This window comes from Bacillus altitudinis 41KF2b (assembly GCF_000691145.1).
In the GTDB taxonomy this organism is placed as follows: Bacteria; Bacillota; Bacilli; order Bacillales; family Bacillaceae; genus Bacillus; species Bacillus altitudinis.
This window is the reverse complement of the sequence record NZ_ASJC01000008.1, coordinates 108,528-132,555: the sequence shown is the minus strand read 5'-3', so window position 1 is coordinate 132,555 and position 24,028 is coordinate 108,528. Positions and strand designations below refer to the sequence as shown.

27 protein-coding genes are annotated in these 24,028 nt (G+C 40.5%); 10 read left to right on the top strand and 17 right to left on the bottom strand.

The features are described from left to right. Positions 1-54: 54 nt before the first annotated feature. The 7 genes from BA79_RS14325 to BA79_RS14290 all read right to left on the bottom strand — a co-directional run bounded on the left by BA79_RS14325 (position 55) and on the right by BA79_RS14290 (position 10,310). On the bottom strand, positions 55-1,104 hold the full coding sequence (locus BA79_RS14325) for a M42 family metallopeptidase (RefSeq protein WP_035703473.1): 1,050 nt from the start codon (positions 1,102-1,104) through the stop codon (positions 55-57). A gap of 353 nt (positions 1,105-1,457) precedes the next feature. Continuing rightward, entirely contained in the window at positions 1,458-3,767 is a 2,310-nt protein-coding gene (locus BA79_RS14315; protein ID WP_035703471.1) for a YhgE/Pip domain-containing protein, read from the bottom strand. A 64-nt stretch (positions 3,768-3,831) separates the two neighbouring features. Further along, on the bottom strand, positions 3,832-4,410 hold the full coding sequence (locus BA79_RS14310) for a TetR/AcrR family transcriptional regulator (RefSeq protein WP_007497184.1): 579 nt from the start codon (positions 4,408-4,410) through the stop codon (positions 3,832-3,834). Positions 4,411-4,585: 175 nt separating this feature from the next. Then, a complete protein-coding gene (gene hemY / locus BA79_RS14305; protein WP_008348859.1) occupies positions 4,586-5,998 on the bottom strand; it encodes a protoporphyrinogen oxidase in 1,413 nt (470 codons plus the stop codon). A gap of 22 nt (positions 5,999-6,020) precedes the next feature. Next, the gene (gene hemH / locus BA79_RS14300) at positions 6,021-6,959 is read right to left on the bottom strand and encodes a ferrochelatase (protein ID WP_035703469.1); all 939 of its coding nucleotides are present in this window, start codon (positions 6,957-6,959) and stop codon (positions 6,021-6,023) included. 32 nt (positions 6,960-6,991) lie between these two features. Further along, positions 6,992-8,050 (bottom strand): uroporphyrinogen decarboxylase, encoded by a 1,059-nt coding sequence (gene hemE / locus BA79_RS14295; RefSeq protein WP_008348864.1) that lies wholly within the window; start codon positions 8,048-8,050, stop codon positions 6,992-6,994. A 124-nt stretch (positions 8,051-8,174) separates the two neighbouring features. Further along, on the bottom strand, positions 8,175-10,310 hold the full coding sequence (locus tag BA79_RS14290) for a transglycosylase domain-containing protein (RefSeq protein ID WP_017360307.1): 2,136 nt from the start codon (positions 10,308-10,310) through the stop codon (positions 8,175-8,177). A 127-nt stretch (positions 10,311-10,437) separates the two neighbouring features. On the opposite strand from BA79_RS14290, the gene BA79_RS14285 reads away from it, so the two are divergent. Beyond that, on the top strand, positions 10,438-10,923 hold the full coding sequence (locus tag BA79_RS14285) for an antibiotic biosynthesis monooxygenase family protein (RefSeq protein ID WP_007497177.1): 486 nt from the start codon (positions 10,438-10,440) through the stop codon (positions 10,921-10,923). Between the two features lie 57 nt (positions 10,924-10,980). Here the strand turns inward: BA79_RS14285 and BA79_RS14280 are convergent, their stop codons facing one another. Further along, positions 10,981-11,337, bottom strand: a complete 357-nt coding sequence (locus BA79_RS14280; protein WP_017360309.1) for a hypothetical protein — start codon at positions 11,335-11,337, stop codon at positions 10,981-10,983. 80 nt (positions 11,338-11,417) lie between these two features. On the opposite strand from BA79_RS14280, the gene BA79_RS14275 reads away from it, so the two are divergent. Then, a complete protein-coding gene (locus tag BA79_RS14275; RefSeq protein ID WP_008348870.1) occupies positions 11,418-12,605 on the top strand; it encodes a M20 family metallopeptidase in 1,188 nt (395 codons plus the stop codon). Positions 12,606-12,634: 29 nt separating this feature from the next. Here the strand turns inward: BA79_RS14275 and BA79_RS14270 are convergent, their stop codons facing one another. The 3 genes from BA79_RS14270 to BA79_RS14260 are packed head-to-tail and all read right to left on the bottom strand — an operon-like array spanning position 12,635 to position 15,342. Then, the gene (locus tag BA79_RS14270) at positions 12,635-13,342 is read right to left on the bottom strand and encodes an EcsC family protein (protein WP_035703467.1); all 708 of its coding nucleotides are present in this window, start codon (positions 13,340-13,342) and stop codon (positions 12,635-12,637) included. A gap of 46 nt (positions 13,343-13,388) precedes the next feature. Next, a complete protein-coding gene (locus BA79_RS14265; protein WP_035703465.1) occupies positions 13,389-14,609 on the bottom strand; it encodes an ABC transporter permease in 1,221 nt (406 codons plus the stop codon). After that, positions 14,602-15,342: an ABC transporter ATP-binding protein gene (locus BA79_RS14260; protein ID WP_008348877.1), complete on the bottom strand. Its 741-nt coding sequence runs from the start codon at positions 15,340-15,342 to the stop codon at positions 14,602-14,604. The genes BA79_RS14265 and BA79_RS14260 overlap by 8 nt, the downstream gene beginning before the upstream one ends. 487 nt (positions 15,343-15,829) lie before the next feature. On the opposite strand from BA79_RS14260, the gene BA79_RS14255 reads away from it, so the two are divergent. The 3 genes from BA79_RS14255 to BA79_RS14245 all read left to right on the top strand — a co-directional run bounded on the left by BA79_RS14255 (position 15,830) and on the right by BA79_RS14245 (position 18,140). Next, a complete protein-coding gene (locus BA79_RS14255; protein ID WP_008348883.1) occupies positions 15,830-16,258 on the top strand; it encodes an HIT family protein in 429 nt (142 codons plus the stop codon). Positions 16,259-16,416: 158 nt separating this feature from the next. Next, on the top strand, positions 16,417-17,496 hold the full coding sequence (gene serC / locus BA79_RS14250) for a 3-phosphoserine/phosphohydroxythreonine transaminase (protein ID WP_007497164.1): 1,080 nt from the start codon (positions 16,417-16,419) through the stop codon (positions 17,494-17,496). Positions 17,497-17,621: 125 nt separating this feature from the next. Further along, positions 17,622-18,140 carry a tryptophan transporter gene (locus BA79_RS14245; protein WP_017360314.1) on the top strand — a complete coding sequence of 173 codons (519 nt, stop codon included), beginning with the start codon at positions 17,622-17,624 and terminating at the stop codon, positions 18,138-18,140. Positions 18,141-18,394: 254 nt separating this feature from the next. Here BA79_RS14245 and yhzF read toward each other — a convergent pair whose 3' ends face one another. Beyond that, positions 18,395-18,586, bottom strand: coding sequence for a membrane protein YhzF (gene yhzF / locus BA79_RS14240; RefSeq protein ID WP_008348888.1), 192 nt, complete (start codon positions 18,584-18,586; stop codon positions 18,395-18,397). Between the two features lie 128 nt (positions 18,587-18,714). On the opposite strand from yhzF, the gene BA79_RS14235 reads away from it, so the two are divergent. Both BA79_RS14235 and BA79_RS14230 read left to right on the top strand, forming a co-directional pair. Beyond that, a complete protein-coding gene (locus BA79_RS14235; RefSeq protein WP_007497160.1) occupies positions 18,715-19,071 on the top strand; it encodes a YtxH domain-containing protein in 357 nt (118 codons plus the stop codon). Positions 19,072-19,258: 187 nt separating this feature from the next. Continuing rightward, complete coding sequence (locus BA79_RS14230; RefSeq protein WP_008348891.1) at positions 19,259-19,873, top strand: HTH-type transcriptional regulator Hpr; 615 nt, start codon at positions 19,259-19,261, stop codon at positions 19,871-19,873. On the opposite strand, the gene BA79_RS14225 is transcribed toward BA79_RS14230, so the two are convergent. Then, a complete protein-coding gene (locus tag BA79_RS14225; protein WP_035703463.1) occupies positions 19,851-20,195 on the bottom strand; it encodes a YhaI family protein in 345 nt (114 codons plus the stop codon). The two genes, BA79_RS14230 and BA79_RS14225, sit on opposite strands and share 23 nt — an antisense overlap. 234 nt (positions 20,196-20,429) lie before the next feature. On the opposite strand from BA79_RS14225, the gene BA79_RS14220 reads away from it, so the two are divergent. Next, the gene (locus BA79_RS14220; RefSeq protein WP_007497155.1) at positions 20,430-20,948 is read left to right on the top strand and encodes a DUF3267 domain-containing protein; all 519 of its coding nucleotides are present in this window, start codon (positions 20,430-20,432) and stop codon (positions 20,946-20,948) included. An 82-nt stretch (positions 20,949-21,030) separates the two neighbouring features. After that, the gene (locus tag BA79_RS19730) at positions 21,031-21,216 is read left to right on the top strand and encodes a hypothetical protein (protein ID WP_072368131.1); all 186 of its coding nucleotides are present in this window, start codon (positions 21,031-21,033) and stop codon (positions 21,214-21,216) included. 53 nt (positions 21,217-21,269) lie between these two features. Here the strand turns inward: BA79_RS19730 and BA79_RS14215 are convergent, their stop codons facing one another. Then, a complete protein-coding gene (locus BA79_RS14215; protein ID WP_017360317.1) occupies positions 21,270-21,359 on the bottom strand; it encodes a YjcZ family sporulation protein in 90 nt (29 codons plus the stop codon). Between the two features lie 145 nt (positions 21,360-21,504). Further along, positions 21,505-21,591, bottom strand: a complete 87-nt coding sequence (locus tag BA79_RS19195) for a YjcZ family sporulation protein (protein ID WP_008361129.1) — start codon at positions 21,589-21,591, stop codon at positions 21,505-21,507. Positions 21,592-21,752: 161 nt separating this feature from the next. Between BA79_RS19195 and BA79_RS14205 the strand changes: the two genes are divergently transcribed. Beyond that, on the top strand, positions 21,753-22,628 hold the full coding sequence (locus BA79_RS14205) for a peptidylprolyl isomerase (RefSeq protein ID WP_007497153.1): 876 nt from the start codon (positions 21,753-21,755) through the stop codon (positions 22,626-22,628). Positions 22,629-22,683: 55 nt separating this feature from the next. Here the strand turns inward: BA79_RS14205 and BA79_RS14200 are convergent, their stop codons facing one another. Together BA79_RS14200 and yhaM are read right to left on the bottom strand one after the other, a co-directional pair. Then, positions 22,684-22,914, bottom strand: a complete 231-nt coding sequence (locus BA79_RS14200) for a sporulation YhaL family protein (RefSeq protein WP_017360318.1) — start codon at positions 22,912-22,914, stop codon at positions 22,684-22,686. 108 nt (positions 22,915-23,022) lie between these two features. Beyond that, positions 23,023-23,976: a 3'-5' exoribonuclease YhaM gene (gene yhaM, locus BA79_RS14195; protein WP_007497151.1), complete on the bottom strand. Its 954-nt coding sequence runs from the start codon at positions 23,974-23,976 to the stop codon at positions 23,023-23,025. Between the last annotated feature and the right edge of the window lie 52 nt (positions 23,977-24,028).

Sequence of the window (24,028 nt, the reverse complement as noted above, 5' to 3'; positions counted from 1 at the left end):
AAGCTGTCGAGATTTTCTCGACAGCCTGAGAACCCCGATTGCGGGGTTCTTTTTTTATGCTGTGATTAATTTGCTTTGAACATAGTGGTACAGAAGATTGGCTGTATGAATCAATGAGTCTTCATGGGTTCTTTCAAAGGCATGCGAAGAGTCAATGCCAGGTCCAATCAGTCCATGAATGATATCATGCCCTGCTCGAATCGCTGCCGACGCATCTGAGCCATAATAAGGGTATATATCAAGGCGGTAATCGATCTTATTTGCCTCAGCTAATGCTGCTAAATGTTTGCGCAGACCATAGTGATAAGGACCGCTAGAATCCTTCACACATATCGACACACTGTATTCATCGGTTGATTGACCGTCACCGATGGCTCCCATATCAACAGCCAAATATTCCACCGTTTCTTCCGGGATATTCGAGTTCCCACCGTATCCGATTTCTTCATTATTTGAAATTAAGAAATGTGTCGTATGCGGCAATGTGATGTTCTCTGTTTGAATGCGGTGAATCAATCTCAGCAACAACGCCACACTTGCCTTATCATCAAGGTGTCTTGATTTAATAAAACCTGAAGACGTCACTTCCACTCTAGGATCAAATGAGATAAAGTCTCCTACTTGAATGCCAAGTGCCTGCACATCGTCTGCATTTTTCACTTTCTCATCTAAGCGAATCTCCATATTTTCTTGATTTCGCTTCGCTTTTCCAGCATCCTCATATACGTGAACGGACGTTTGATGCATCAGAATGGTACCTGTGTATGTACGGCCTGTTACTGTTTCAATTTCACAATACTCGCCTTCTATCGAGTTATATTGAAAGCCTCCAATGAGTGCAAGACGCAGCCGGCCATTTGATTTAATTTCTTTGACCATCGCACCAAGCGTATCGACATGTGCTGTCAGCATGCGGTGTTCCTTGTCATCTGTTCCTTTTAGGGTGGCAATTAATCCGCCTTTTCGATTTCGCTTCGTTTCAATATGTAAATCTTGTAAAAAACGTTCGACAAAGCCAATCACTTTCTCAGTATTTCCTGATGGACTTGGGATCGACACAAGCTTTTGAATAAGCTGAACCGTTTCATTTACTTCCGTTGTCATTCGGCATATCCTCCTTCATCTAAAAGAAATTCTTTCCAAGCATGCCTTTTTTCAGCATCCTTCTTAAAATATATCGCTTCGGGTTCCTGATGTCTAATTTCTAATAGAAAAAACCTTTCTCATGAAAGAGAAAGGTTTCAGCTTGTAGACAAACCCTCGCATTCGGTGTCAGTCCTGCGTGCTGGTGCTCACGAATGTCAATTCGCTCTGTGCCAGTGCTCGTCCTTCCTAGACTTCAAAGGTTTTCTATCACGCTGAAAAGAAGACAAAGGGCTAAAATCAAGTTCATTTTAGCCCTTTGTCAACAATCTGAAATGAAAAACCTTTCTCAGGAAAGAGAAAGGTTTTTTTGATTATGCTTCTTCTTGTTTCATTTTTCTTATGTTCCAAGCAAAGTATGCTGTTGTTGCAGCCATCATGATGATGGCTACTGTTCCAAGAATCGCTGCTTGGTGCCATAAATAACTGTTATCACCGCTTGCAATGATCGTTCTAAATCCGTTGATGGTATACGTCATTGGAAGCAGACTGTGAATAACTTGGAAGAATTTTGGTACAAGCTCAAGCGGGAATGTACCCGCACTTGCTGCAAGCTGAAGAACCAAGATAATGACGGCAATAAAGCGTCCTGGGTTCCCCATCGTCGTCGCAAGAAGCTGAATGATCGCTAGGAATGTCAGACTGACGATGATTGCAAAGAGATAGAAGCGCCAGAGGCTTTCCACTTCAAGTCCAAGTCCAAAGATGAGCATGGAGCTTGCAATCACTGCCTGCAAGATACCGACTAAGAGAAGCACACTATATTTGCTGACAAACCATTCAAACGCATTTCTAGGGCGTCCTGCAGGATCTTTCATTGGGAATACAACAGTCAACATTAGAGCTCCAACAAAGAGTCCCATTGATAAAATATATGGTGTGAGCCCTGTTCCATAGTTATCAATTTTTTTCGCTGTATCATTCTCTGTTTTGACTGGACTTGCAATCATATTGTAGTTGTCCTGCCCCGCATCAATGTCTCCTGTTTCATCTGCAGCGCTTTTTAGCTTATCAGAAAGCTTTCCAGTCCCACTTTTTAAGTCACCTAATCCTTTATCAAGGGATTTTGACCCTTCAGCCAGTTTAGATGAGTTGCTTTGGATACTCGCTGATCCACTTTCTAGTTTATTCAATGCTGCACTAAGCTGGCTTGATCCGTTTGCCAGTTTATCCGCACCACTTTTCGCTGTATCAAGCTTTCCATTTGCTGTTTGCAGGCCATCTTGTAATTTCCCTTGACCCGTTTGAAGCTTCAGTGCACCTTGATACAATTTATTCGTACCGGATGTCATTTGATCAATCGCATTTTGTATGGCGACTGTTGATGTATACAGCTGTTCTGTTTTCTCTGGCAGCTGCTTGACTTGCTGTAGCTGTGCTTTTGCAGATGCAACCGCAGACTGAACTTCACTTGCGTCAGGCAGTTCCTGCAGCGCCGCTAAACTTTGCTCAAGCCCAGACAAATCAGGCAGTTCGATTGTAGGAAGACTGTCTAGTTGATCCATTGCCGCCTTTTTCTCTTCATCTGTCATCGAGCTGTTTTGAATAATACTTTTTACTTTTGCATCTCGATTAGATAATGCTTCTTTTAAAGAAGCAAGTTTGGTACTAAACGTTTTTGCATCTTTTTTCACCTGATCAATCTTAGGCGCCATCTTTTCAAGATTCGCTAATTCAGGTGAAGACAATACTTTCTCCACAGCAGCGATTTTTTCTGAAAATGACTGTGCTTTATTGTTCAGCTGCTCAATGCCTGCTGTGAATTGCGGCATTTTAGAAGAAAGCTGCTCATGTCCTTCACGGCTTGTGTTTAACCCTTCGGTCAATGTATCAATTCCTGTGCCAAGTTCACCAAATTTCTGATCAATCGTTTGATAGCCTGTTAAGAGCTGACCAAGACCGCTATCAAGAGATTGAATTCCAGTGTTCAGTTCACCCATTTTTCCTGCAAACTGATGAACACCTTCGCTATACGTTAACGTTCCTTCTGCCAATTTCGCCAAATTGTCTTTTAACTTTTGGCTACCGTCTTTTGCGCTTTTTGTTCCGTCATCAATTTTCTTCGCTCCATCGCTTGCTTGATCTAATCCTTTTGCAATCGTTTTGAAGTTATCAAAGATGACCTCTGCATAATTTTCTGTGACTTCCTTTGAAACCGAATCTTTTAATTTGATAATGGCGTTATTCGCAATTTGAGACGCAGCATAGTTTGCGCCTGGATTCGTATAATATTTCAGATTCGATTTTTTCGGATGTTTGTCTAGTACTGTACTCGCATTTTTCGAGAAATCTTTCGGAATCTCGACGACGAGATAATAGTCTTCGTTATTTAACCCATTGATGGCCTTTTCTTCACTATCAACAAAATGCCATTTAAAACTATCGTTTTTCTTCAATTCCTTCACTAAATCATCGCCCACTTGAAGGGTTTTGCCGTCATAATGACTGCCTTCATCCAAGTTGACAACCGCTACAGGTAATTGATCAACTGTACCATATGGATCCCAGTAAGCTTTTAAAAATACACCACTATAAATCAGTGGAATAAATAAGACAGCTAAAATCGGGATCAGTAGTTTTTTGCTCGTCACAATGTCTTTCCATTGATTCCGAATTACATTCATTGCTGTTTTCCTCCCATTGGTGAATGACTAAATTAAGAATTCGGTCATTTGAACTTAAAAAAAATTATGTTGTTGCAGACAGTCCTTTTAGTACATAAAGCTCGAGCGATTCAGCGACCTCTTCTTTTGTTAAAGGCTCATATCGCTTTTCCCAGTCAAAAATAAGTGCAATATATAGTTTCACCATCACAAATGCCGTCAATTCAGGATCACAGGGCTTAATGTCGCCTTTTTCAATCGCTTCTTTTACTTTTGTTTTAATATAGCGAATGATCATCTGTTCCATTTTTTCAATCATTTCTTTCACTGCTGATGTGCCAAGCTCCGCATTTTCCTGAAAGATTTTAATTGTAAGCTGGTGGTTTTTTCGAAATTCTAATATTGCAAAGAGTGCTAAATGAAGGTTTTCTGAGAAACTATTCTTCTCATCTATTGCTTCATCTGCAATTTTCCTCATCTCCATTAACAGTGATGTGAAAATTTCATCGAACAGCTCTTCTTTGTTTTTGAAAAAAGTATAAATCGTTCCTTTTCCAACGTTGGCAAGCTTTGCTACAAGGTCCATTGTCGTGGCTTTATACCCGAACTGGGTAAATGCCTTTGTTGCTCCATCTAAAATCATTTGTCTCCTATCAACACTCATGATCTCACTCCCAAAATGACTATTTGAACGTTTCGGTCATTAAGTACAGAAAGTAATATACCACATCTTTTTCCTCAGATGCAACAACTTTGTTCAATTTTATTATTCACCACTCTTTTCTAAACATACGAACATGAAAAACTCCCTTTCCATGACAGAAAAGGGAGTTTGTTTTTTATGAAAATAGATAAGATACAGCTTCTGAGATGGCAGCTTTTCCTTGATCAATACAATCAGGAATTCCAACACCTTCAAATGCAGCACCCGTGATATAAATACCAGGATATGATTGCTTAAACGTTTCTCTCATCGTCGAAATCTGTTTTTGATGACCCACATGATATTGCGGCATGCTTGTTTTCCAGCGAGTCACTGTCGTCAGCTCTGGATCTGCTTTAATATCCATGATTTTCTTCAAATCCTCCAGCACGATGCTCACGATTTGATGATCAGACTGTTCGACAATTGATTCATCGCCAGCTTTCCCAACATATGCACGAAGCAATGTTTTTCCTTTAGGTGCAGTGTGAGGCCATTTCTTATTTGTCCACGTACATGCTGTAATGGAGAAATCACTATTTCTTGAGATGACAAAACCAGTACCATCATATTCATTGTGAACATCCTCTTCTTTAAATCCGAGTGCAACTGTTGCAACAGAAGTCGATGTCATGTCATGCAAGTACTCAAGCCCTGCTTCTTTTGGAAACATGGAATAGATCGATTGGTGAGGAGTTGTCACAATGGCAGAATCTGCAAAAAGCGTTTGACCGCTGTCTAATTGAACGCCATAACCTCCCTCGGCTTTTTCGATCTGGGTCACTTTTGTCCCTTTGTAAATCTTCGTCAGCTTGAGTTTACTTTCGACCGCTTCAACAAGTGCTTGCAGCCCTTGATTGATTGTCTGGAACTGTCCTTGCTTTTTCGCTGTCACTTGTTGCGCTTTTGCATGCTGCTGTGATTTTTTCATCCCAAGAATCAAACTGCGATGCTTCTGTTCTGTTTGATAGAACTGCGGGAAGGTAGACATTAAGCTCAGGCGATCAATGTCACCAGCATAAATGCCTGATAGTAGCGGTTCAATTAAATTCTCCACCACTTCATCACCCACACGTCTTCTAAAAAATTCCCCCAGAGACTGATCTTCTGTCTGTTTGCTTTTTGGCAAAACGAAATCCATCGCTGCACGTGCTTTTCCGGCAACTGAAAAAAGCCCAGTTGTAATGAAAGGACTGATTTGAGTTGGAATGCCCATGACAGCGCCCTTTGGCATCGGATGAAGGGTTTCATTGACTAATACATACGCTTGCCCTGTTTCATTATTGACGAGCTGATCAGATAGGCCAACATCTTTTGCCAGCTGGGGTCCACTGACCTTTCTTTCTAAAAATGAATCGGGTCCACGTTCAATGATATAACCGTCTTTATATAATGTTTGAATTTTTCCACCTAGCCTAGGACTCGCTTCAATAAGAGATATTTGGATAGGAAGGCCTTTTTCTTCAATTTCCTTTTCCAAATAGAAGGCGGCGGCCAAACCTGTGATGCCACCGCCAATGATGACAAGGTGTTTTTGATTGTCATGCATAGGATCGCCTTCTTTTATATGATTACTTGCTTTCATTAAGCTTCTTTAATACGACTGCTGCCAGTGCATCAATAAATGCTGGTTTCGCATTTGGCATTTCTGGACGATAGTAAGCTGCACCAATTTCATCCGTGACGACTTTACATTCATAATCATTGTCGTATAACACTTCAAGGTGATCAGCGACAAAACCAACAGGCACGTATACAAATGTTTTATAGCCTTTTTGCTCAAATAGGTCACGCGTGAGATCCTGTACGTCTGGTCCAAGCCACGGATCAGGCGTATTGCCTTCACTTTGCCAGCCAATTTCATAATGCTCAATTCCTGCACCTTCAGCAATCATTTTTGCAGATTGTGCAAGCTGATCAGGGTATGGGTCCCCTGCTGCAATAATTTTTTCAGGAAGACTGTGCGCAGACACAATCAGTACTGCTGAATCTCTTTCTTCCTGACTCATGGATGCATACGTCTCTTTCACTTGTTTCACCCAATAGTCCACAAACTTCGGCTCATCATACCAGCTTTCAACAGAAGTGATATTTAACTGGCCAAGCTTTTCTGCTTCATCTTGTGCACGTTTGTTATACGATTTCACACTAAATGTGGAGAAGTGCGGTGCTAGGACAATACTCACCGCTTCTGTGATGCCATCTCGGTGCATATCAGCGACCGCATCTTCAATGAAAGGCTCGATGTGTTTTAACCCAATGTATACATGAAATTCAATCTCGTCTTGGATCTCATTCAAATGTTCACACAAGCCATTTGCCTGCTGTTCTGTAATTTTTGATAAAGGAGAAATGCCGCCAATTGCCTTGTAGCGGTCCTTTAAATCTTGCAGCATCTCCGGCTCTGGCTTTCTGCCTCTACGAATATGTGTATAGTAACGTTCAATGTCTTCTTCTTTATATGGGGTGCCATATGCCATGACAAGTAGCCCCATTTTCTTTTTCTCCACAACCAACACTCCTTCAGATCATTTGAAATCATTTAGATGGATGTCTTTTTATGTTTAGCTGAATAATCGTGAATAAAATCTGTCAGCTTCTTTAACGTGTCTGGTGAGACATCAGGAAATACCCCGTGACCTAAGTTAAAGATGAATTGATCTGATTTCATCCCTTGATCTAAAATCGCTGTTGCTCTTTCTTCAATCACTTCCCAAGGAGAAAGTAATATCGTTGGATCAAGGTTTCCTTGTAACGTTTTTGTTAAGCCTTCTTTTCGCGCTTCGTCTATACTCATACGCCAATCCAGTCCAACGACATCAAGCGGCAAGTCATGCCAATCTTTCGCCAGATGGCTCGCACCGACACCATACATAATCATTGGTACGTTTTCAGACTTCAGCTCTGTGAAAATACGCTGCATGACAGGCTTAATGAAGGTCCGGTAATCTGCTGCATTTAAAGCGCCAACCCAAGAGTCGAAGATTTGAAATGCTCGGACGCCTGCTTTTACCTGAGCGCGTATGTATGTGATCGTCATATCGGCTAATTTATTCATCAAAAGCATCCATGTCTCTGGCTCACTGTACATGAGCGCCTTTGTTTTATGATAATTTTTAGATGGACCGCCTTCGATCATATAGCTTGCCATCGTAAAAGGTGCACCTGCGAAACCAATCAGCGGAACATTCAACTGCTCCTCTGTTAACAGCTTGATCGTATCAAGCACATACGGCAGGTCTTCTTCAGGATGAAGCTCTCCAAGACGCTGGATATCTGCCTTTGTCCGAATAGGCGAGTCAATCACTGGTCCAATTCCATTTTTAATTTCAACGTCCACTCCAATAGCTGGAAGCGGAGTCATAATATCTTTATATAAAATAGCGGCATCTACACCATATTGTTCTACAGGAAGTCTTGTTACGTAAGCACATAGCTCTGGCTGATGCGTAATTTCAAATAGCCCGTATTTTTCTTTAAGGGCACGATATTCAGGCTGCGAGCGTCCTGCCTGTCTCATATACCAAACCGGTACATGGTCTGTTTTTTCCCCTTTGCACGCCTTTAAGAACGTGTCATTAAAAGCCTTCGTTTTTCCCATTACCTTTCATTCCACCTTTCGCCTCACACTCTCTTTGTATAAGGCTCAAACACTGCTTTTACTATACCGCTTTTTCAGGGCTCGGTATACTAAAGCGGCTCAATGTTCAAAAAATCGCCGAATATTAACGTCCAAAAGCCTCTGGCTTGATATAAGCACTACCTTCGCCTTCTTCTTGTGTTTGAGTATTGTATGGAACAACCTTATACTGCGCATCTGAAAACACATTTGCATACGGCATTGTGTAGCTGTTTGTTCCTGTTACAGAATCGATCAGGGTCTCGCTTCCATTTCTCTTTTCATAAATACGATATTCAACGCGTTTGTCTTCCTGTTCATCCCATGACAGCTCCAATGTAAAGAGCCCTTTGATTTTAAATGCATAACGTGCTTCAAAGCCTGACAGTCCTTCTAAATGGATTGGCGATTGAAGTTCTTTAATTCCCTCTGGTTTTTGGAATGTTTCATTGGTTATTTGGGCTGTCGTTAAAATATCTTTCATTAACTGCACTGGATACTGACTGCCGCCAGTTAAATAATGACTGTTATCCGTTTTGTCATACCCCATCCAGATTGCCCCTGTTGTACTAGGCGTGTAGCCAGCAAACCAAGCATCTTTCGTTGCCCCTTTGACACCGGAATACGTAGTTGTGCCTGTTTTACCAGCCAAATCTCCAGCGTATGATCCGCTCTGAGCGGTTCCGCCTTTGACGACCTGTTGAAGCATTCTTGTCATATTCCAAGCATTTTGTACGCTAAACACTCGTTCTTCTTTGTTTCGATTTTTTTCAACGGTTTCACCATCATCATTCGTGATTTTCTGAATGAAGAACGGCTTTTTATAGACGCCTTCATTTGCAAATGTATGAAATGCTCCAGCTATCTGCAACGGAGAAACCCCTTTTTCTAAACCGCCAAGCGCTATGGCAAGTCCTTTATCCGAAATATCCATTCCCATTTTCTCAAGATAGGATTTAGACGTATCGATGCCAAGCTGGCTTAACGTCCATACGGCAGATGTATTTTTACTTTTCATGAGAGCCTCTACCATCGTGACCCTGCCTTCGTACTGTCCATCGTAGTTCTTTGGAGAATAGCCGTCATAGCTTTTTTCCTTGTCCTCAAGCAGTGAATACGGTCTGAATTTTTTCTCCTGCATCGCTGGACCATATACTGCGATCGGCTTAAAGACAGAACCAGGCTGTCTAACAGCTGTGACTCTGTTATAGCCTCTTGCCTGATATTCTCGTCCGCCTATTGCTGCTTTTACACCACCAGATGCGTTGTCAATAAACACAGCGCTGCCTTCAGGTGACCCGCTTTTTCCCGGGAAATAACGATTGTTTTTCATCGCATCATAGGCAACTTTTTGCAAATTCATATCGATTGGTACGGTAATAGTATAGCCGCCTTGAAGCAATTGTTCATGCGAAATCGAATACTGTGATTCTGCTTCTTTAATCATGAGATCTACATAACTGTCCACCCAAGGGGTTTCTGATTTCTTTTTTAAATGAATACCAAGTGTTCTTCCTTTTGCTTCAACTGTTTCTGTAGAAGACAAATATCCTTGTTCATTCATTAAATTCAGGATGGTATCCCGTCTTTGTTTATTTTTATCTGGGTGTAGAACAGGGGAATACGTTGAAGGTGCCTTTGGCATGGCAGCAAGTGTAGCTCCTTCACTGACAGTGAGATCTTTTACATCTTTACTAAAATAGTAATTGGCCGCTGCTTGGATCCCATAGACGCCATGACCAAAGTAAAGCTGATTTAAATACATTTCAAGCAGCTTGTCCTTTGAATAATCTCTTTCTAAATTGATCGCAATAATGACTTCTTTTGTTTTTCGAAGAAACGTTTTATCATTTGTGAGAAAGATATTTTTGGCGAGCTGCTGGGTGATGGTACTGCCGCCTTCTACCTTTCCACCTGCTAATATATCTCGATAAACCGCCCTTGAAATCGATTGTGCATCAATTCCGTGGTGCTCATAAAAGCGCTTGTCCTCTACAGCAACAAAAGCTTTCGCCACTTTATCTGGGACCTCTTTTAATGACACAGGGTCCCGATTTTCTGAATACATGCTTGTGAGTTCTTTTCCATTCTGATCAATGATTTTCGAGGAAGCGTGAAAAACGAGCTTCTTCTCATCTATGACATAATGTCCTAAAAATAAAATGGTCAGATAGCCAATAAATGAAAGCACGATTGTACTTCCTGCAATGACTAATGGAATGATTATCTTCTTTTTCTTCAAATTAGGTCACCTCATTCCTTTATACGGATAGTATGGGATGTATTGCTTCATAATATGTTTTATGGATTGACTACCAAAGAATTATATATCATTCTTTTGTTATACTATCAAGCAGGAGGCGGTTTAGATGAATTTCTATATTACATATGGAACAGCAGACTTTTTGCAAAAAATCGCAAAAAAACATCATCTTGAAAATCTGCTTTATACGGTCGGTAAGGAACAAGCGGCTCTTTTTCATGAAACGGAGGGTGAGACAGTCTTTAAAGCACCCCATGCCTATGATGTGATTTATACAAAAGGTGAGCTCGTCCAATCTGGCTTTGTCACGCTGAATCATATCCCTGTAAAGCTCGAAAGCAGAGCACTTTTTGAATCCACCTTTCAGAAAAAAACAAACATGTCAGAACACCAGCGCGGCTTTCAGGCGCTTCGTGTGTTAAGACCAAAAAAGGATGAAGAGGTGTACTTGATTTTGACACTTTGGGAATCTGAAGACTTATTTCAAGACTTTCAAGAGTCAGAAGCGTTCTTTCAGCCGCACGAGGATACTGGCTCCATCTTCTCTCGTCCTGCCTATCTGACATCCTATCATGCCGTCATAGACCATTAAGGAAGTGCTGCTTTTCGCACTTCTTTTTTTATAAAAAAAAGCCCTTCTGCTGGGCTTTCAACGCTTATCTCTAAGCTCGTACCGATGAATGATTGGCTGAAGTACATAAAAATTCAGCAAGATCCATCCTAATAAGATGGGCCATTTGAGCATAGGTGAAGCACCTTTCATCTGAATAAGTAGTACCAACAGTGGAATCAAACAAATCATCAAAAAGCTCATCTTTGAAACGAACGTTTCTTTGATTTGATGCCGGCAGCTTGGACAAAGCATCATTCTCGTATGCGATAAATGAAATTTTTCGACGAAAGAAAATGCTTTTGAACAATTTGGACAGCTTCCCAATGCCACTCCCCCTTTTTCAAGCTTCATACTTAACCTTCGACTTTTATGTAAAATGACCTTTTCTGTCATTCTCGACATCCTCTTCTGTTGAAAGATTCTAACAATTACCATACAATCAGTAAAAGAGCCTAAAGGAGGTTTTCGGATCAATGACAGTATCCACTTTACACAAAAGGATCAATGAACGTCTTGATGAACATTATGAGGAAATGGTTGAAATTAGACGCCATCTCCATATGAATCCAGAACTTTCTTTTCAGGAAGAGGAAACAGCTGCTTACATCGCTCAATATTATGACAGATTACATATCCCAACACGTACACATGTAGGCGGACATGGTGTACTCGCTTTTATTGAAGGAGCTTCCCCTGGACCGACCATTGCACTGAGAGCTGATTTTGATGCACTTCCCATTCATGATGAAAAGGATGTACCTTACCGTTCAACAAAACCTGGCGTCATGCACGCATGCGGTCACGATGGCCACACAGCAACACTTCTCGTCTTAGCGAAGATCTTACATGAGCACCGAGATCAATTAAAAGGAAAAATCGTCCTCATTCATCAACACGCTGAAGAATATGCCCCCGGCGGTGCGAAACCAATGATTGAAGATGGCTGTTTAGACGGTGTTGACGTCATTTTCGGCACCCACCTTTGGTCCTCAGAGCCATGCGGCACTGTTCTTTATAAAAGCGGGAACTTTATGGCAGCCGCCGATCGTTTCTCTATTCAAGTGCAAGGGAAAGGCGGACATGGCGCACAGCCGCATCTGACGAAAGATGCCGTACTCATCGGTTCACAAATTGTAGCCAATCTTCAGCAGGTCGTGGCCCGAAAAGTCAACCCGATTGATTCTGCGGTGGTATCTGTAGGGGGATTTGTCGCTGAAAATGCCTTTAACGTCATTGCAGATTCGGCCGTGCTGACAGGTACTGCACGTTCCTTTGAAGAGAGTGCACGCCATATCATTGAACGTGAAATTGAACAGGTGGTGAAAGGTGTCTGCCACATGCACGATGCCTCTTATACTTATGAATATGTAAGAGGCTATCCTGCAGTCAAAAATCACCCTGCACCAACTGAATATATAGCAGAAATAGCCAAACAGACAGAAGGAGTCACAGAAGTAAAAGAAGCCGAAACCCAAATGGGCGGAGAAGACTTTGCTTACTACCTTCAGCATGTTCCTGGTACTTTCTTCTACACAGGCGCTATGCCAGAAAACAGCCAAGATGTGTATCCACACCACCATCCGAAATTTGATATTAACGAAAACGCAATGCCTGTCGCAGCAAAGGTACTCGCTCATGCCGTCCTTTCCTACGATGAATGAAAAAAAGCCGCTGCCCAACAGCGGCTTTTCTATTTCGATTCTTTCAACACTCTCAAGTGAAACACATGGCGTGCGACTTCACCAAGCTGTCCAGTCAGCTGATGATTTGCCACCCCACCAACAGCGGCACCGACCACAGGCATTAATTGAAACAGCTTCACAAGGTCAATATAATCTCGATATTCCTGCTGAAAGCTATACCAATCCATTTCTTCCCGGGTTGTTTCCCATTCTTCAATGAGTTTCATCATTTTTTGACGGTGTGTACTGCTTGAAAAGGCGAGTTGAAAAATACAAAGCAAAAAGAGCCTTTCCTCTTTTTGAGACAAATCAAATCCATATATACAGGCAAGCTCATAAAGACATTTCATTTTAATACTCAAAAGGAGAGGGAAATCCGCCATTCCGAGAAACAATCCACCCGCACCTGTGCCAATTCCTTCAATCGCAGCGGCCTTTTGATAATATGTCACCTTTTCCTTTGCCAGCTCATTTCGCTCTACAAGAGACAATTGTTCATCAATGACTGTAAATGAAGTAAAATGGCTTCCTGATATTGTGGATTCAACCATTGTTTTCACCGCACTTGTGATGACTTGATGAAATTGAGCAGGGATTCGGCGATTCACTTGCTGCTGAACGCCTTTTGAAAACCGCTCGATCTTGGATGGTTTTCTTAAAAAACGCATTTGAAAAAAAATGGCCTCTTCATACAGTTCCCGTTCAGCTGCATTCATCCCAGTTCCCTCCTTGGTGACATCATACGCTCGCTGTAAAAAACGCTTATCTCATCTTTTTTAATCTGCTTTGTACGTAAGGCTTGAAGAGGACAAGCACAAATACCAATGAAATGAGAAGAGCAAGTCCGCTTCCCTTCCATCCACCTGCTGGGAAAACGGCGGAGCTCAGTACAAATGACTGGATGATGAGTACATTTCGTACGAGAACAAAAAAGCTTCGATCTTTTTCTTGCTGAGACACAGGATAAAGTGCCTGTAACGACAGATGAGCAAAGTGCTTTGTTAACGGGACAAGCTGTACACCTGTGATAAAGACTGTAAACAAGACAAGTAATGCCCCCACCCAGCCTGCTGCACCTGTATACAAGAGGATGAGCACAAACACGACCGTTAACCTAAACACTAGACCAAAATAGTCATTTGAACGTAAAAACGCCCTCACATACATATAAGAAAAAGCTTTACGCTGTTCATAAGGGACAAATTGCAAGACCCAGTCCATATACGCCCTTCTTTTCACTTGTTTCTTTAAATGAGGGACATCCGTAAATAAGTTTGCCAAGCGGTAAAAACGCTGTTTTCGTTTTAACTCATCAGAAATATGCAATTCCCATTGAAAAGGCTGTTTTTTTACTGCATTTGTTAAGTAAATGAGATAGACAGCATATAAAAGATAAAAAACGATGGCAATGGCATAAGCTGCTTGTAAAACGGTATACATTAACATTGTATTGAGCAGAAAACGAATCACTGCATCAATCCATCTGACATGTTTCCCTTGAAAATAAGTGATTCTCCACTGAATCGCTGTATTCAGACCTTTTATTAAGATCATTTGCGCCAAAATGAGCACATATAGCATCAGATCGCCTGAGGAGACAGCCGAATATAGCGGAAGTGCAATAATGGACACGGCAATCAAAGGAAATAACTGAGAAATGAAGCTAAAGTTAAACGCTTGTTTTAAATAAGGGTCCATCTTAGCTTCCAAAGGAAGCATAAACACAAGATCTGCCTCTTTGATCAACGTTCGCACGTAAGAACTAGTCAGGACCAATGAGAAAACAACTGCCATGACCCAATAGGATGGGAAGTGAGCTGGAATATGCTTCAGCCAATTACTGTACCAGCTCGCCCCGCCTGCAAGGAAAAAAATGAGCACAATCACAAGATGATCGTTGAACATATATTTTAAATATTTTCTTGTTTCTTGTACGTGTTCTTCTAATCGTGATTTCCAAATGGTTTGCGTTGTTTTACTCATAGCTTTCTTCCTTTGTTAATTCCAAATAAAGATCATCGAGTGTCGCATCTCTCATGTTGAACTGCTCTCTTAGTTCTGTCAGTGTTCCTTTCGCTCTAATTTCCCCTTCATGCAAAATAATAAAGGAATCACAATAACGTTCCGCTGTGGCTAAAATATGCGTTGACATCAGAACACTTGCGCCGTTTTGTTTCGCCGCATTCATCCGTTCTAATAATGCGTTGATCGCAAGCGGATCAAGCCCTAAAAACGGCTCATCGATAATATACAACTCTGGCTCCACAAGAAACGCACACATAATCATCACCTTCTGCTTCATCCCTTTAGAAAAATGAGCAGGGAACCATTTCAATCGCTTCTCCATTCGGAATTCCTTCAGCAAAGACGGCAGACGTTCTTCTAATTGTTCTTTTGAAAGGCCGTAAGCCATCGCTGTCAGCTCTAAATGCTCTTTTAACGTTAATTCTTCATATAAGACAGGTGTCTCTGGAATAAACGTAAATTGTGAACGATACGCCTCTTGATCTTCTTGAAGGGTTCGTCCGTTCAGCTCAATGACCCCTTTATGAGGTTTCATTAATCCAATAATATGACGAATGGTTGTACTTTTTCCCGCCCCGTTTAAGCCAATGAGACCAACGATTTGGTTTCTTTCTAATTCAAATGAAATATTTTTCAGAACGGGATTCTTTGTATATCCACCCGTTACATCTTTTACAGTTAGAAGGGACATCAGTTCGTTCCTTTCTTTCTTTTTTCCTTTATAGTACCAAAAACGAAAGACAATTTGAAATGTTTACCTATAGACAACTCATGAATAAAACATCGGCATACTGGTCATCATAATGTATGTAGAAGAAATGAACTTGATGACCAATACGTAAATGAGGTGTTTGTTAAAGGCAATAACCGCATGACAAGTTGGTTTTTCATCTAAAAACCTTAGCTTCTGTTTTGCTTCACTGATTCTTGATTTTTGTGTCCTATACAAATATGTATACGACGAACCAAAACGTCAAATGAGGTGTTTACGGCAGAAATAGCAGGCATATGAATTCTTTATTTCAGTAAATAAAGAATTCAAAAGGCATATCAAATGAAAGCATCAGCATTTCTTCTGCAGGAGCAGGATGAGCGACCAAAGGAGTTCGCTTGTCCTGTTTTCTTTTTTTCTTCTTTTTGTGATACGATAAAGGAAAAATAATGAGGAGTGACATGGCGTGAGCGACTGCATTTTTTGCAAGATCATTGATGGAGACATTCCATGTGCAAAAGTATATGAAGACGAGCATGTATTGGCTTTTCTTGATATCAGCCAAGTAACAAAAGGACATACCCTTGTAATCCCGAAAATACATAAAGAAAACATTTATGACATGACACCAGAAGTGTCTAATCATTACTTCCAAGCGATTCCAAAAATCGCTAGAGCCATCAAACAAGAATTTGAACCAATTGGTTTAAACCTTCTGAACAACAACGGTGAAAAAGCCGGACAATCTGTGTTCCATTACCATATGCATATTATTCCGCGTTATGGCAAAGGCGACGGCTTTGGTGCCGTATGGAAATCTCACCAAGATCAATATACATCAGAGGATTTAAAAGACATTTCTTCTGCCATCCATACGCGCCTTACCTCATCTTAATTGATGAGGTTTTTCTTTTTTTCGCCTCTTTTCTGAGCTTATCCTCTGAATCGTAAGATATTTAGGACGATTCAAATTTTTTGTCCAAATGCTTCAAATTTGTGATAGGATGGTTTTATCTTTTGATCCATTAACGCGAGAAATAGGGAGAGATTGTGATGAAGCGAACGACGAATTTTAATGCTGGTCCGGCGGCGCTGCCGCTAGAAGTGCTTCAAAAAGCACAGGAAGAACTTGTTGATTTTAAACAAACCGGGATGTCTGTGATGGAACTTTCTCATCGCAGCGGTGAGTATGAAGAAGTCCACAATAAAGCGAAAGCACTCTTGGTAGAATTGATGGACATTCCAGAAGATTATGAGGTCCTCTTTTTACAAGGCGGGGCAAGTCTTCAATTTGCAATGATTCCGATGAACTTCTTACATGAAGGCGAAACGGCTCATTTCATCCAAACAGGTGCTTGGTCAGAGAAAGCCTTGTCAGAAGCAAAAGGGTTTGGTGAAACATCAGTGTTTGCCTCAAGTGAAGACGACAACTATTCGTATATTCCAGATGTAGATGCGTCCGTTTTAAATGACGGTGCTTACTTGCACATCACATCGAACAATACCATTTTCGGTACTCAGTGGAAAACGTTCCCGAACACGTCACTCCCGCTTATTGCCGACATGTCCAGTGATATTCTCAGCAAAAAAATAGACGTGTCTTCATTTGATTTCATTTATGCCGGGGCACAAAAAAATCTAGGGCCTTCTGGTATCACGATTGTGATCGCGCGCAAACGTTTATTAGAGAAAGAAAAAAGCGGCACACCTAAAATTTTAAAATATTCAACACATGCCAAAGCCAATTCTCTTTATCACACACCACCAACTTTTGCGATTTATATGCTGTCCCTTGTCCTGGAGCATGTGAAACAGGCGGGCGGTGTAGAAGCAGCAGAAAAACGCAATGAACAAAAAGCAGCGCTTCTGTATGATACGATTGATCAAAGTGGCGGTTTTTACAAAGGGCATGCACGTGCTGACAGCCGTTCACATATGAATGTCACGTTTACCCTGCGTGATGATGCACTCACTGCATCCTTTGTGGAGAAAGCAAAACAAGAACAAATGGTTGGACTCGCCGGCCACCGTTCTGTTGGCGGATGCAGAGCCTCGATTTACAACGCCGTCTCTATAGAAGACTGCCAAAAGCTTGCGGACTTTATGAAAAAGTTCCAGCAAGAAAATGAGTAAAAAGGCTTTTCTATCGTGAAATAAATTTGTTATAATAACGAGAAATATAAAGTCATGACTCTTGCAATAAATGATCAGCCATATTATTGGAGAGTTCTAAGAGCTTAGCAGAGGAGAGCATAGAAATGAAAACAAAAGAATTAGTGATTATGTCATTGCTTGCAGCAATGGGAGCTGTTTTGCATACGATTTTCCCGCCCATCTTTTTTGGAATGAAACCTGATATGATGCTGGTTATGATGTTTTTAAGCATCATCCTTTTTCCGAAAGTACAGCATGTCGTTGTGATCGCCCTAGTTACTGGGGTCATTTCCGCTTTGACAACAGGTTTTCCAGGCGGACAAATTCCAAATATGATTGATAAACCGGTGACAGCCTTTATCTTCTTAGCCCTTTTCTTATCTTGCCTGAAGATCAAGAACAAAGTCGTTCTGACCGCTGTACTCACCGCTGTTGGGACCGTCGTATCAGGCGTGATTTTCCTATCTGCCGCTTTACTGATTACTGGACTGCCGGCTGCGTTACCAGCACTTCTTGTAGGTGTTGTCCTGCCAGCAACTGTGATCAATACGATAGCTATGGTATTTGTCTTCCCGATTGCTCAGTCCATATTAAAGCGCGCAAGAATGATTGAAGTCGCTTAACGAATAACTGAACCTCTTCATTGGATGAAGAGGTTTTTTTCATATTGTTGACAAAGGGCTAAAATGATTCTTTATTTTAGCCCTTTGTCTTCTTTTCAGCATGATTGAAAGCCCTTGAAGTCTAGGAAGGACGAGTACTGGCGCGGAGCGAATTTGACATTCGTGAGCACCAGCACGCAGGACTGACAACGAATGCGAGGGTTTGTCTACATGCTGGAACCTCTTCATTAGATGAAGAGGTTTTTTTCATGCTTCTATAAAAGAAAAAGGGTAAGCAGCAAAATGGAGAGCGAAATCCCTGCACCTGCAGCACACACAATTGCTTTTTGTCTTAATACATGTTTTGGCGGATAAGACCCTGCATACCCAAGCTGCCTTACATAATGAATAGAACCACCTGCGAAAATCACACACATACACGTAAAAACGAACAGAAAGACAGACAACCTTCTCCCCTCCCTTTTCTTCAAAAGTATGCTAAAATAAAGCAAGCTATGTATGGAAGTTCAATGAAGCTGATCGTCAGCTCAGAGAGAACATGCGAATGTGTAAAATTTGACTAGAGGTGATTGGAATGGCTAGTGGACGTTCTTTATTAACAGGATTATTTGTAGGCGGTCTCCTCGGAGGTGCGGCAGTGCTCCTGACGACTCCCTCTTCTGGCAGAGATGTACGCGGAAAGATGAAAGACGGCTATGACAAATTCGAAGATACGCTGACAAGATTAAAAAGAGATGGACAAGCTTTAAAAGAGCAGATTGTTGAAACCGCAAAAGAAAGTGCTGAAGTCATTAAAGAGGTCGGAACTGAATTACAAACATCGATACAGCAATGGCGCGAGGAAATCAAACCTCATCAGCAGGACTTACAAAAGGAAATTCAGGAAATTGAGGAAAAGCTCAAACAACTGGAGAAAACCTTACAAAACTAATATACTCACAAAAAAATATTCGTTTACAAAAGTGTGCGGGGTGCGTATCCCGCACTTTTTTTGTTGAAAAAAGGTTATTTTGTCAATGTTTTTCATGACTTTTAAAAATTCTTGAATTTTCAGCTTTATTAATCTTTATTTTATTGGCATAATAGAATTACAAGAAAAAGAGAAGTAGGTGAAATGGATGAATCATTCGGAACAGCCTTTCGATGTAAAAGAAGCACTTTTATTCAGTCAAAGAATGGCCCAATTGAGCAAAGCTCTTTGGAAATCCATTGAAAAGGACTGGCAGCAGTGGATCAAACCGTATAACCTAAATATCAATGAACATCATATTTTGTGGATTGCGTATCAATTAAAAGGAGCTTCAATATCAGAAATTGCAAAGTTTGGCGTCATGCATGTATCAACGGCGTTTAACTTCTCTAAAAAATTAGAGGAAAGAGGATTTTTAAAATTTTCTAAAAAGTTAAACGATAAACGCAATACGTATATTGAACTAACGCCAAAAGGCGAAGAGACATTCCATAAACTACTCGAAGATTACGACCCGGCCCGAACTGGTATTGTTAAAGGCGCACAGCCGCTTCATGACATTTACGGAAAGTTCCCTGAAATTTTAGAAATGATGTGTATTATCCGAAACATTTATGGTGAGGATTTCATGGAGATTTTTGAGAAATCGTTTTCAAACATTGAGAAGGACTTTTTGAATGAACGTGGGAAAGTCACGAAAAAGCCTGAAGAACTTGAAGACTCAGCGGAGGAAAAAGCGGCTAAAGCAAATCAAATTGTTTAATGATCTTTATAAATTCATTCATTAACGGCTGAAACAGCCCTTGATCATGCAAAGCAAAAATCGTCTCATGAACATCCAGCTTTTCAATTAACTGTCCCGCAAACAGCGCAAGGAGATCGTCGAACATGACGTAGCCTTGTGCTTTTTGCTTGTCCATTTCATCTGAGAGCTCAGCACAAATACGCTCAATGTCCTTTGCCTCTTCTTTCGATACACGCTGCCGGATCAATAGCGCATAATATGGATAACGGCTCATATCTGTTGCCGTCAGTAACAGTTCCATATAATATTCGATCTGGCTCATTCGTTCCTCAATACTCATGTACGTTCCCTCTTTCTCTTAGTCACTCTATTTTAGCCGAAATTACTCATTGACGAAAGAGACGAACCTCCCCCTTATGTCTTTTTTTCTTGAAAAACCCAAAGTTTCCTCTCTTTATTCCATATGAATGTAACAATTTATTTTTTTTCTTGAAAACCATTGATTTTTATCCTCAGGAAGAGTAAATTATCTTGAGATATTCAATTAGTTTTTTTGAGATTGGAAGGATGAAAAATGAATTGTTGGAAGACCATTAATCTTGAAAAGGATTATGGTTATACGAGAATGATGATTTCAGCCATATGTCTTACTGTATTTTTTTTCATTATGGCATTTTTATGTTTTCAACTGACTCATCCTGAAACGAGACTCAGCAGTCACAATGCACCACTTTTTGTCGTGCTTTTACTTGCGACATTGCTTGTCCACCGCGTGGTTCACTTGATCCCAGTCATGAAACATAAGAAAAAAATGACGTTATTTAAACGAAATTGCTGGCAGCGCGTGCCTAAGAGAGTGATGCTTTTCTCACTGCTCAGCCCGTTTTGTGTCATCTCACCTGTTTACTTTGTTTTAGGAATGGCATTTCCAATGTACGCACACTATTTTATCATGATCGCAAGTATTCATGCAGGCTATTGTTTGCCTGACTTTTTATTTGCTTGGAAACTGCTAAAAGCACCAAAATCATGCATCATTGATCAAGCCCAAGACGAGTTTGATATTTTAGTTGACCCAACTTCCTCATCATGAGGTTTTTAAAGCCAACTTCTATCTTTTTCATAAAAAATTTGGTAATGTAGTATGGGAATAGCATAGAGAGGGGGGATCTCCGATAGTTTTATTTTACTTCATCGTCTTTGCCGCGTTTATTGTGTATTCAATAAACAGGCTTACTAATACATTATGCCTTGTCAGAGAGATTCCTGAAGAACGGCAAGATAAGGTGTTTCGCTTTATCAATGTATCGATACTGATCTTACTGATCTCATCATTTGTTGAAATTACCATATCTATTTAAGATCAAAGCAAAAGCTGCCTGTTTGATGGCAGCTTTTTGTGTATGATGATTTATTAGCAAATCCAAGATGCACCGATAATGATCAATAAGATGAATAATACGACGACTAGTGCAAAACCGCCAGCAAAGACTTCTCCTCCCATGTGAAAACACCTCCTGCCAGTTCTTCCTCTGTTCTAAGCTCAGTGTATGCAGAAAATTTTAAAACGTTTAGGCACTTGTCATCGTTTTAAAAAAGAACCGCCCGCACGCATGGCAGGACGGCTCCTTTCTGTAACAGCGATTTAATTAATAAAGATATGCTGCACCAACGATGATCAGCAAAATGAATAGCACGACCAATAAAGCAAACCCATTAGAATATCCTGCTCCCATATAATTCAGCCTCCTTTTTGTGATCAATATATGTGTATGTTGGTCGCAAAAATTTGACTAGACGAATGCCCTCCCATTTGCATTTCTTTTTACAGCATGTCACAATATGTTATGATACAAGCAATGATAAATAAATTGGAAAGATTAGGAGTGTTTTTTGAATGAAAAAAATGGCTTTAGCAGCTGTAACAGCAGTAAGTGTTTTAACTCTTGGCGCATGCAGTAGCGGTGACAAAGAAGTGATCGCAACAACAAAATCAGGAGATGTCACAAAAGAAGAGCTTTACACAACACTTAAAAAACAAGCAGGTGGAGATGCTTTAAACCTACTTGTTCAACAAAAGGTTCTTGCTGACAAATACAAAGTATCAGATAAAGAAATTGATAAGAAATTGGAAGAATATAAAAAGACACTTGGTGAAGATCGTTTAAAACAACTTCAAGATGAATTCGGAAAAGATTACATCAAAGATCAAGTAAAATATGAGCTGCTGACTCAAAAGGCTGCCAAAGCTAACATCAAAATCACTGACAAAGAAGTAAAAGCGTATTATGATGACCTAAAAGGGAAAATCCGTGCAAGCCACATTTTAGTTGCTGACAAGAAAACAGCAGATGAAGTAGAAAAGAAATTAGATAAAGGCGAAAAATGGGATGACCTTGTATCTGAATATTCAACTGACACTGCTTCAGCAGCACAAGGCGGCGATGTAGGCTGGTTCGCAAAAGATGGCCAAATGGATGAGAACTTCAGTAAAGCTGCCTTCAAACTAAAAGTAAATGAAATCAGCAAACCAGTAAAATCTCAATTTGGTTACCATATCATTAAAAAGACCGAAGAACGCGGTAAATACGATGACATGAAAGCAGACTTGAAAAAAGAACTGCTTGATCAAAAACAAGCAGATAACAATGAAATTCAGACGATCTTAAACAAATTGGTGAAAGATGCTGATGTGAAAGTAAAAGATAAAGAACTTGAAAATACATTCAAAGAAAAATCTGAGCAAACCACACAACAAACAACAAACCAATAATGAACGAAAAACCCCTCTACATGAACTTGTAGAGGGGTTTTTTTATTCTTATTGATTATGCAATCGAATGGTCCTCATGCTTCGCCGTTTCCTGTGATCGTTTCATTTGCTGTCCTTGACGTCTACGCTCTCTCTCCTGCTCCATTCGTTCGATAAAGATTTCTCCCTCTTTTTCAATAAAGGATTGATCAATCTCTTGCTCCTCTTTGGCTGTCGTCATTAATTTATAGGCACAAAAAATAATGCCAATGATACATGCATATACCCACCATGGAAAAAATAACATCGTCTTCCCCCCCTTTTTCAGGACTAATCTCTCTTCCTTTGTGTTACATGCTTATGCGAAAAGAAGACAAGTTATGAAAAAAAACGCCCGCATCAAACGGGCGTTTTATCATGATGATTCATTGTGAAAGGTTGGTTTATAAAACGAACGATTCTCTAGTGCAAAAATACGCTCTGTATATTCTCCTGGCTTCACATGCTCAAGCGCACGATCCATCATATTCATTTTTGCATCTAAATTATCTATATAGTGGAGAATTTCGGCTTCCTTCACCATTGGTGGTTTAGGACTGCCCCACTCCCCTTTTCCATGATGACTCAGCACTAAATGCTGCAGAATCAGAATTTCCTCAGAATCAATGCCAAGCTCCTCTGCGGCTTTCGCAATTTCTGTCACCATAATAGAAATGTGGCCAATTAAGTTCCCTTCTACTGTATATGTGGTGGAGACAGGACCCGAAAGCTCTTTGACTTTCCCTAAATCATGTAGAATGATCCCTGAATATAAAAGATCTCGATCTAGTGATGGGTATAGATCAACAATGGATTTCGCTAAATGAAGCATCGATACCACGTGATAGGCAAGACCCGAAACAAACTCGTGATGGTTTTTCGTAGCTGCTGGGTAATCAGCGAATTCCTGTCCATATTTCTTCAGCAAATGTCTTGTGACACGCTGAATATTAGGGTTTTTCATATCAAAAATATATTGCATGATGGTATCCATCATATCGTGCTTTGGAATAGGAGCTGTTTCTAGAAAATCATCAATGCGGATTTGCTCGTTTTCAGCAACAGGACGTATATTCCTAAGCTTCAGCTGATTCCTTCCGCGATAATGATGAATATCACCTACTACCTTCACAATGGTTTGCGCAGCATATGTGAGTTCATCATTCTGCTTTGCATCCCATAGCTTCGCCTCAATATCTCCACTTTGATCTTGAAGAATTAACGTTAAAAATGGTTTGCCATTACTCGCAATCCCTTTAGTAGATGATTTAATTAATAAATGCAGGTCAACTTGTTCGCCGACGTCATAGGTCATGATCCCTTTAGCCATTCAATAAATGCTCCTTCCATGTTTCTGCTCATATAAGTATAACATAAGTCAT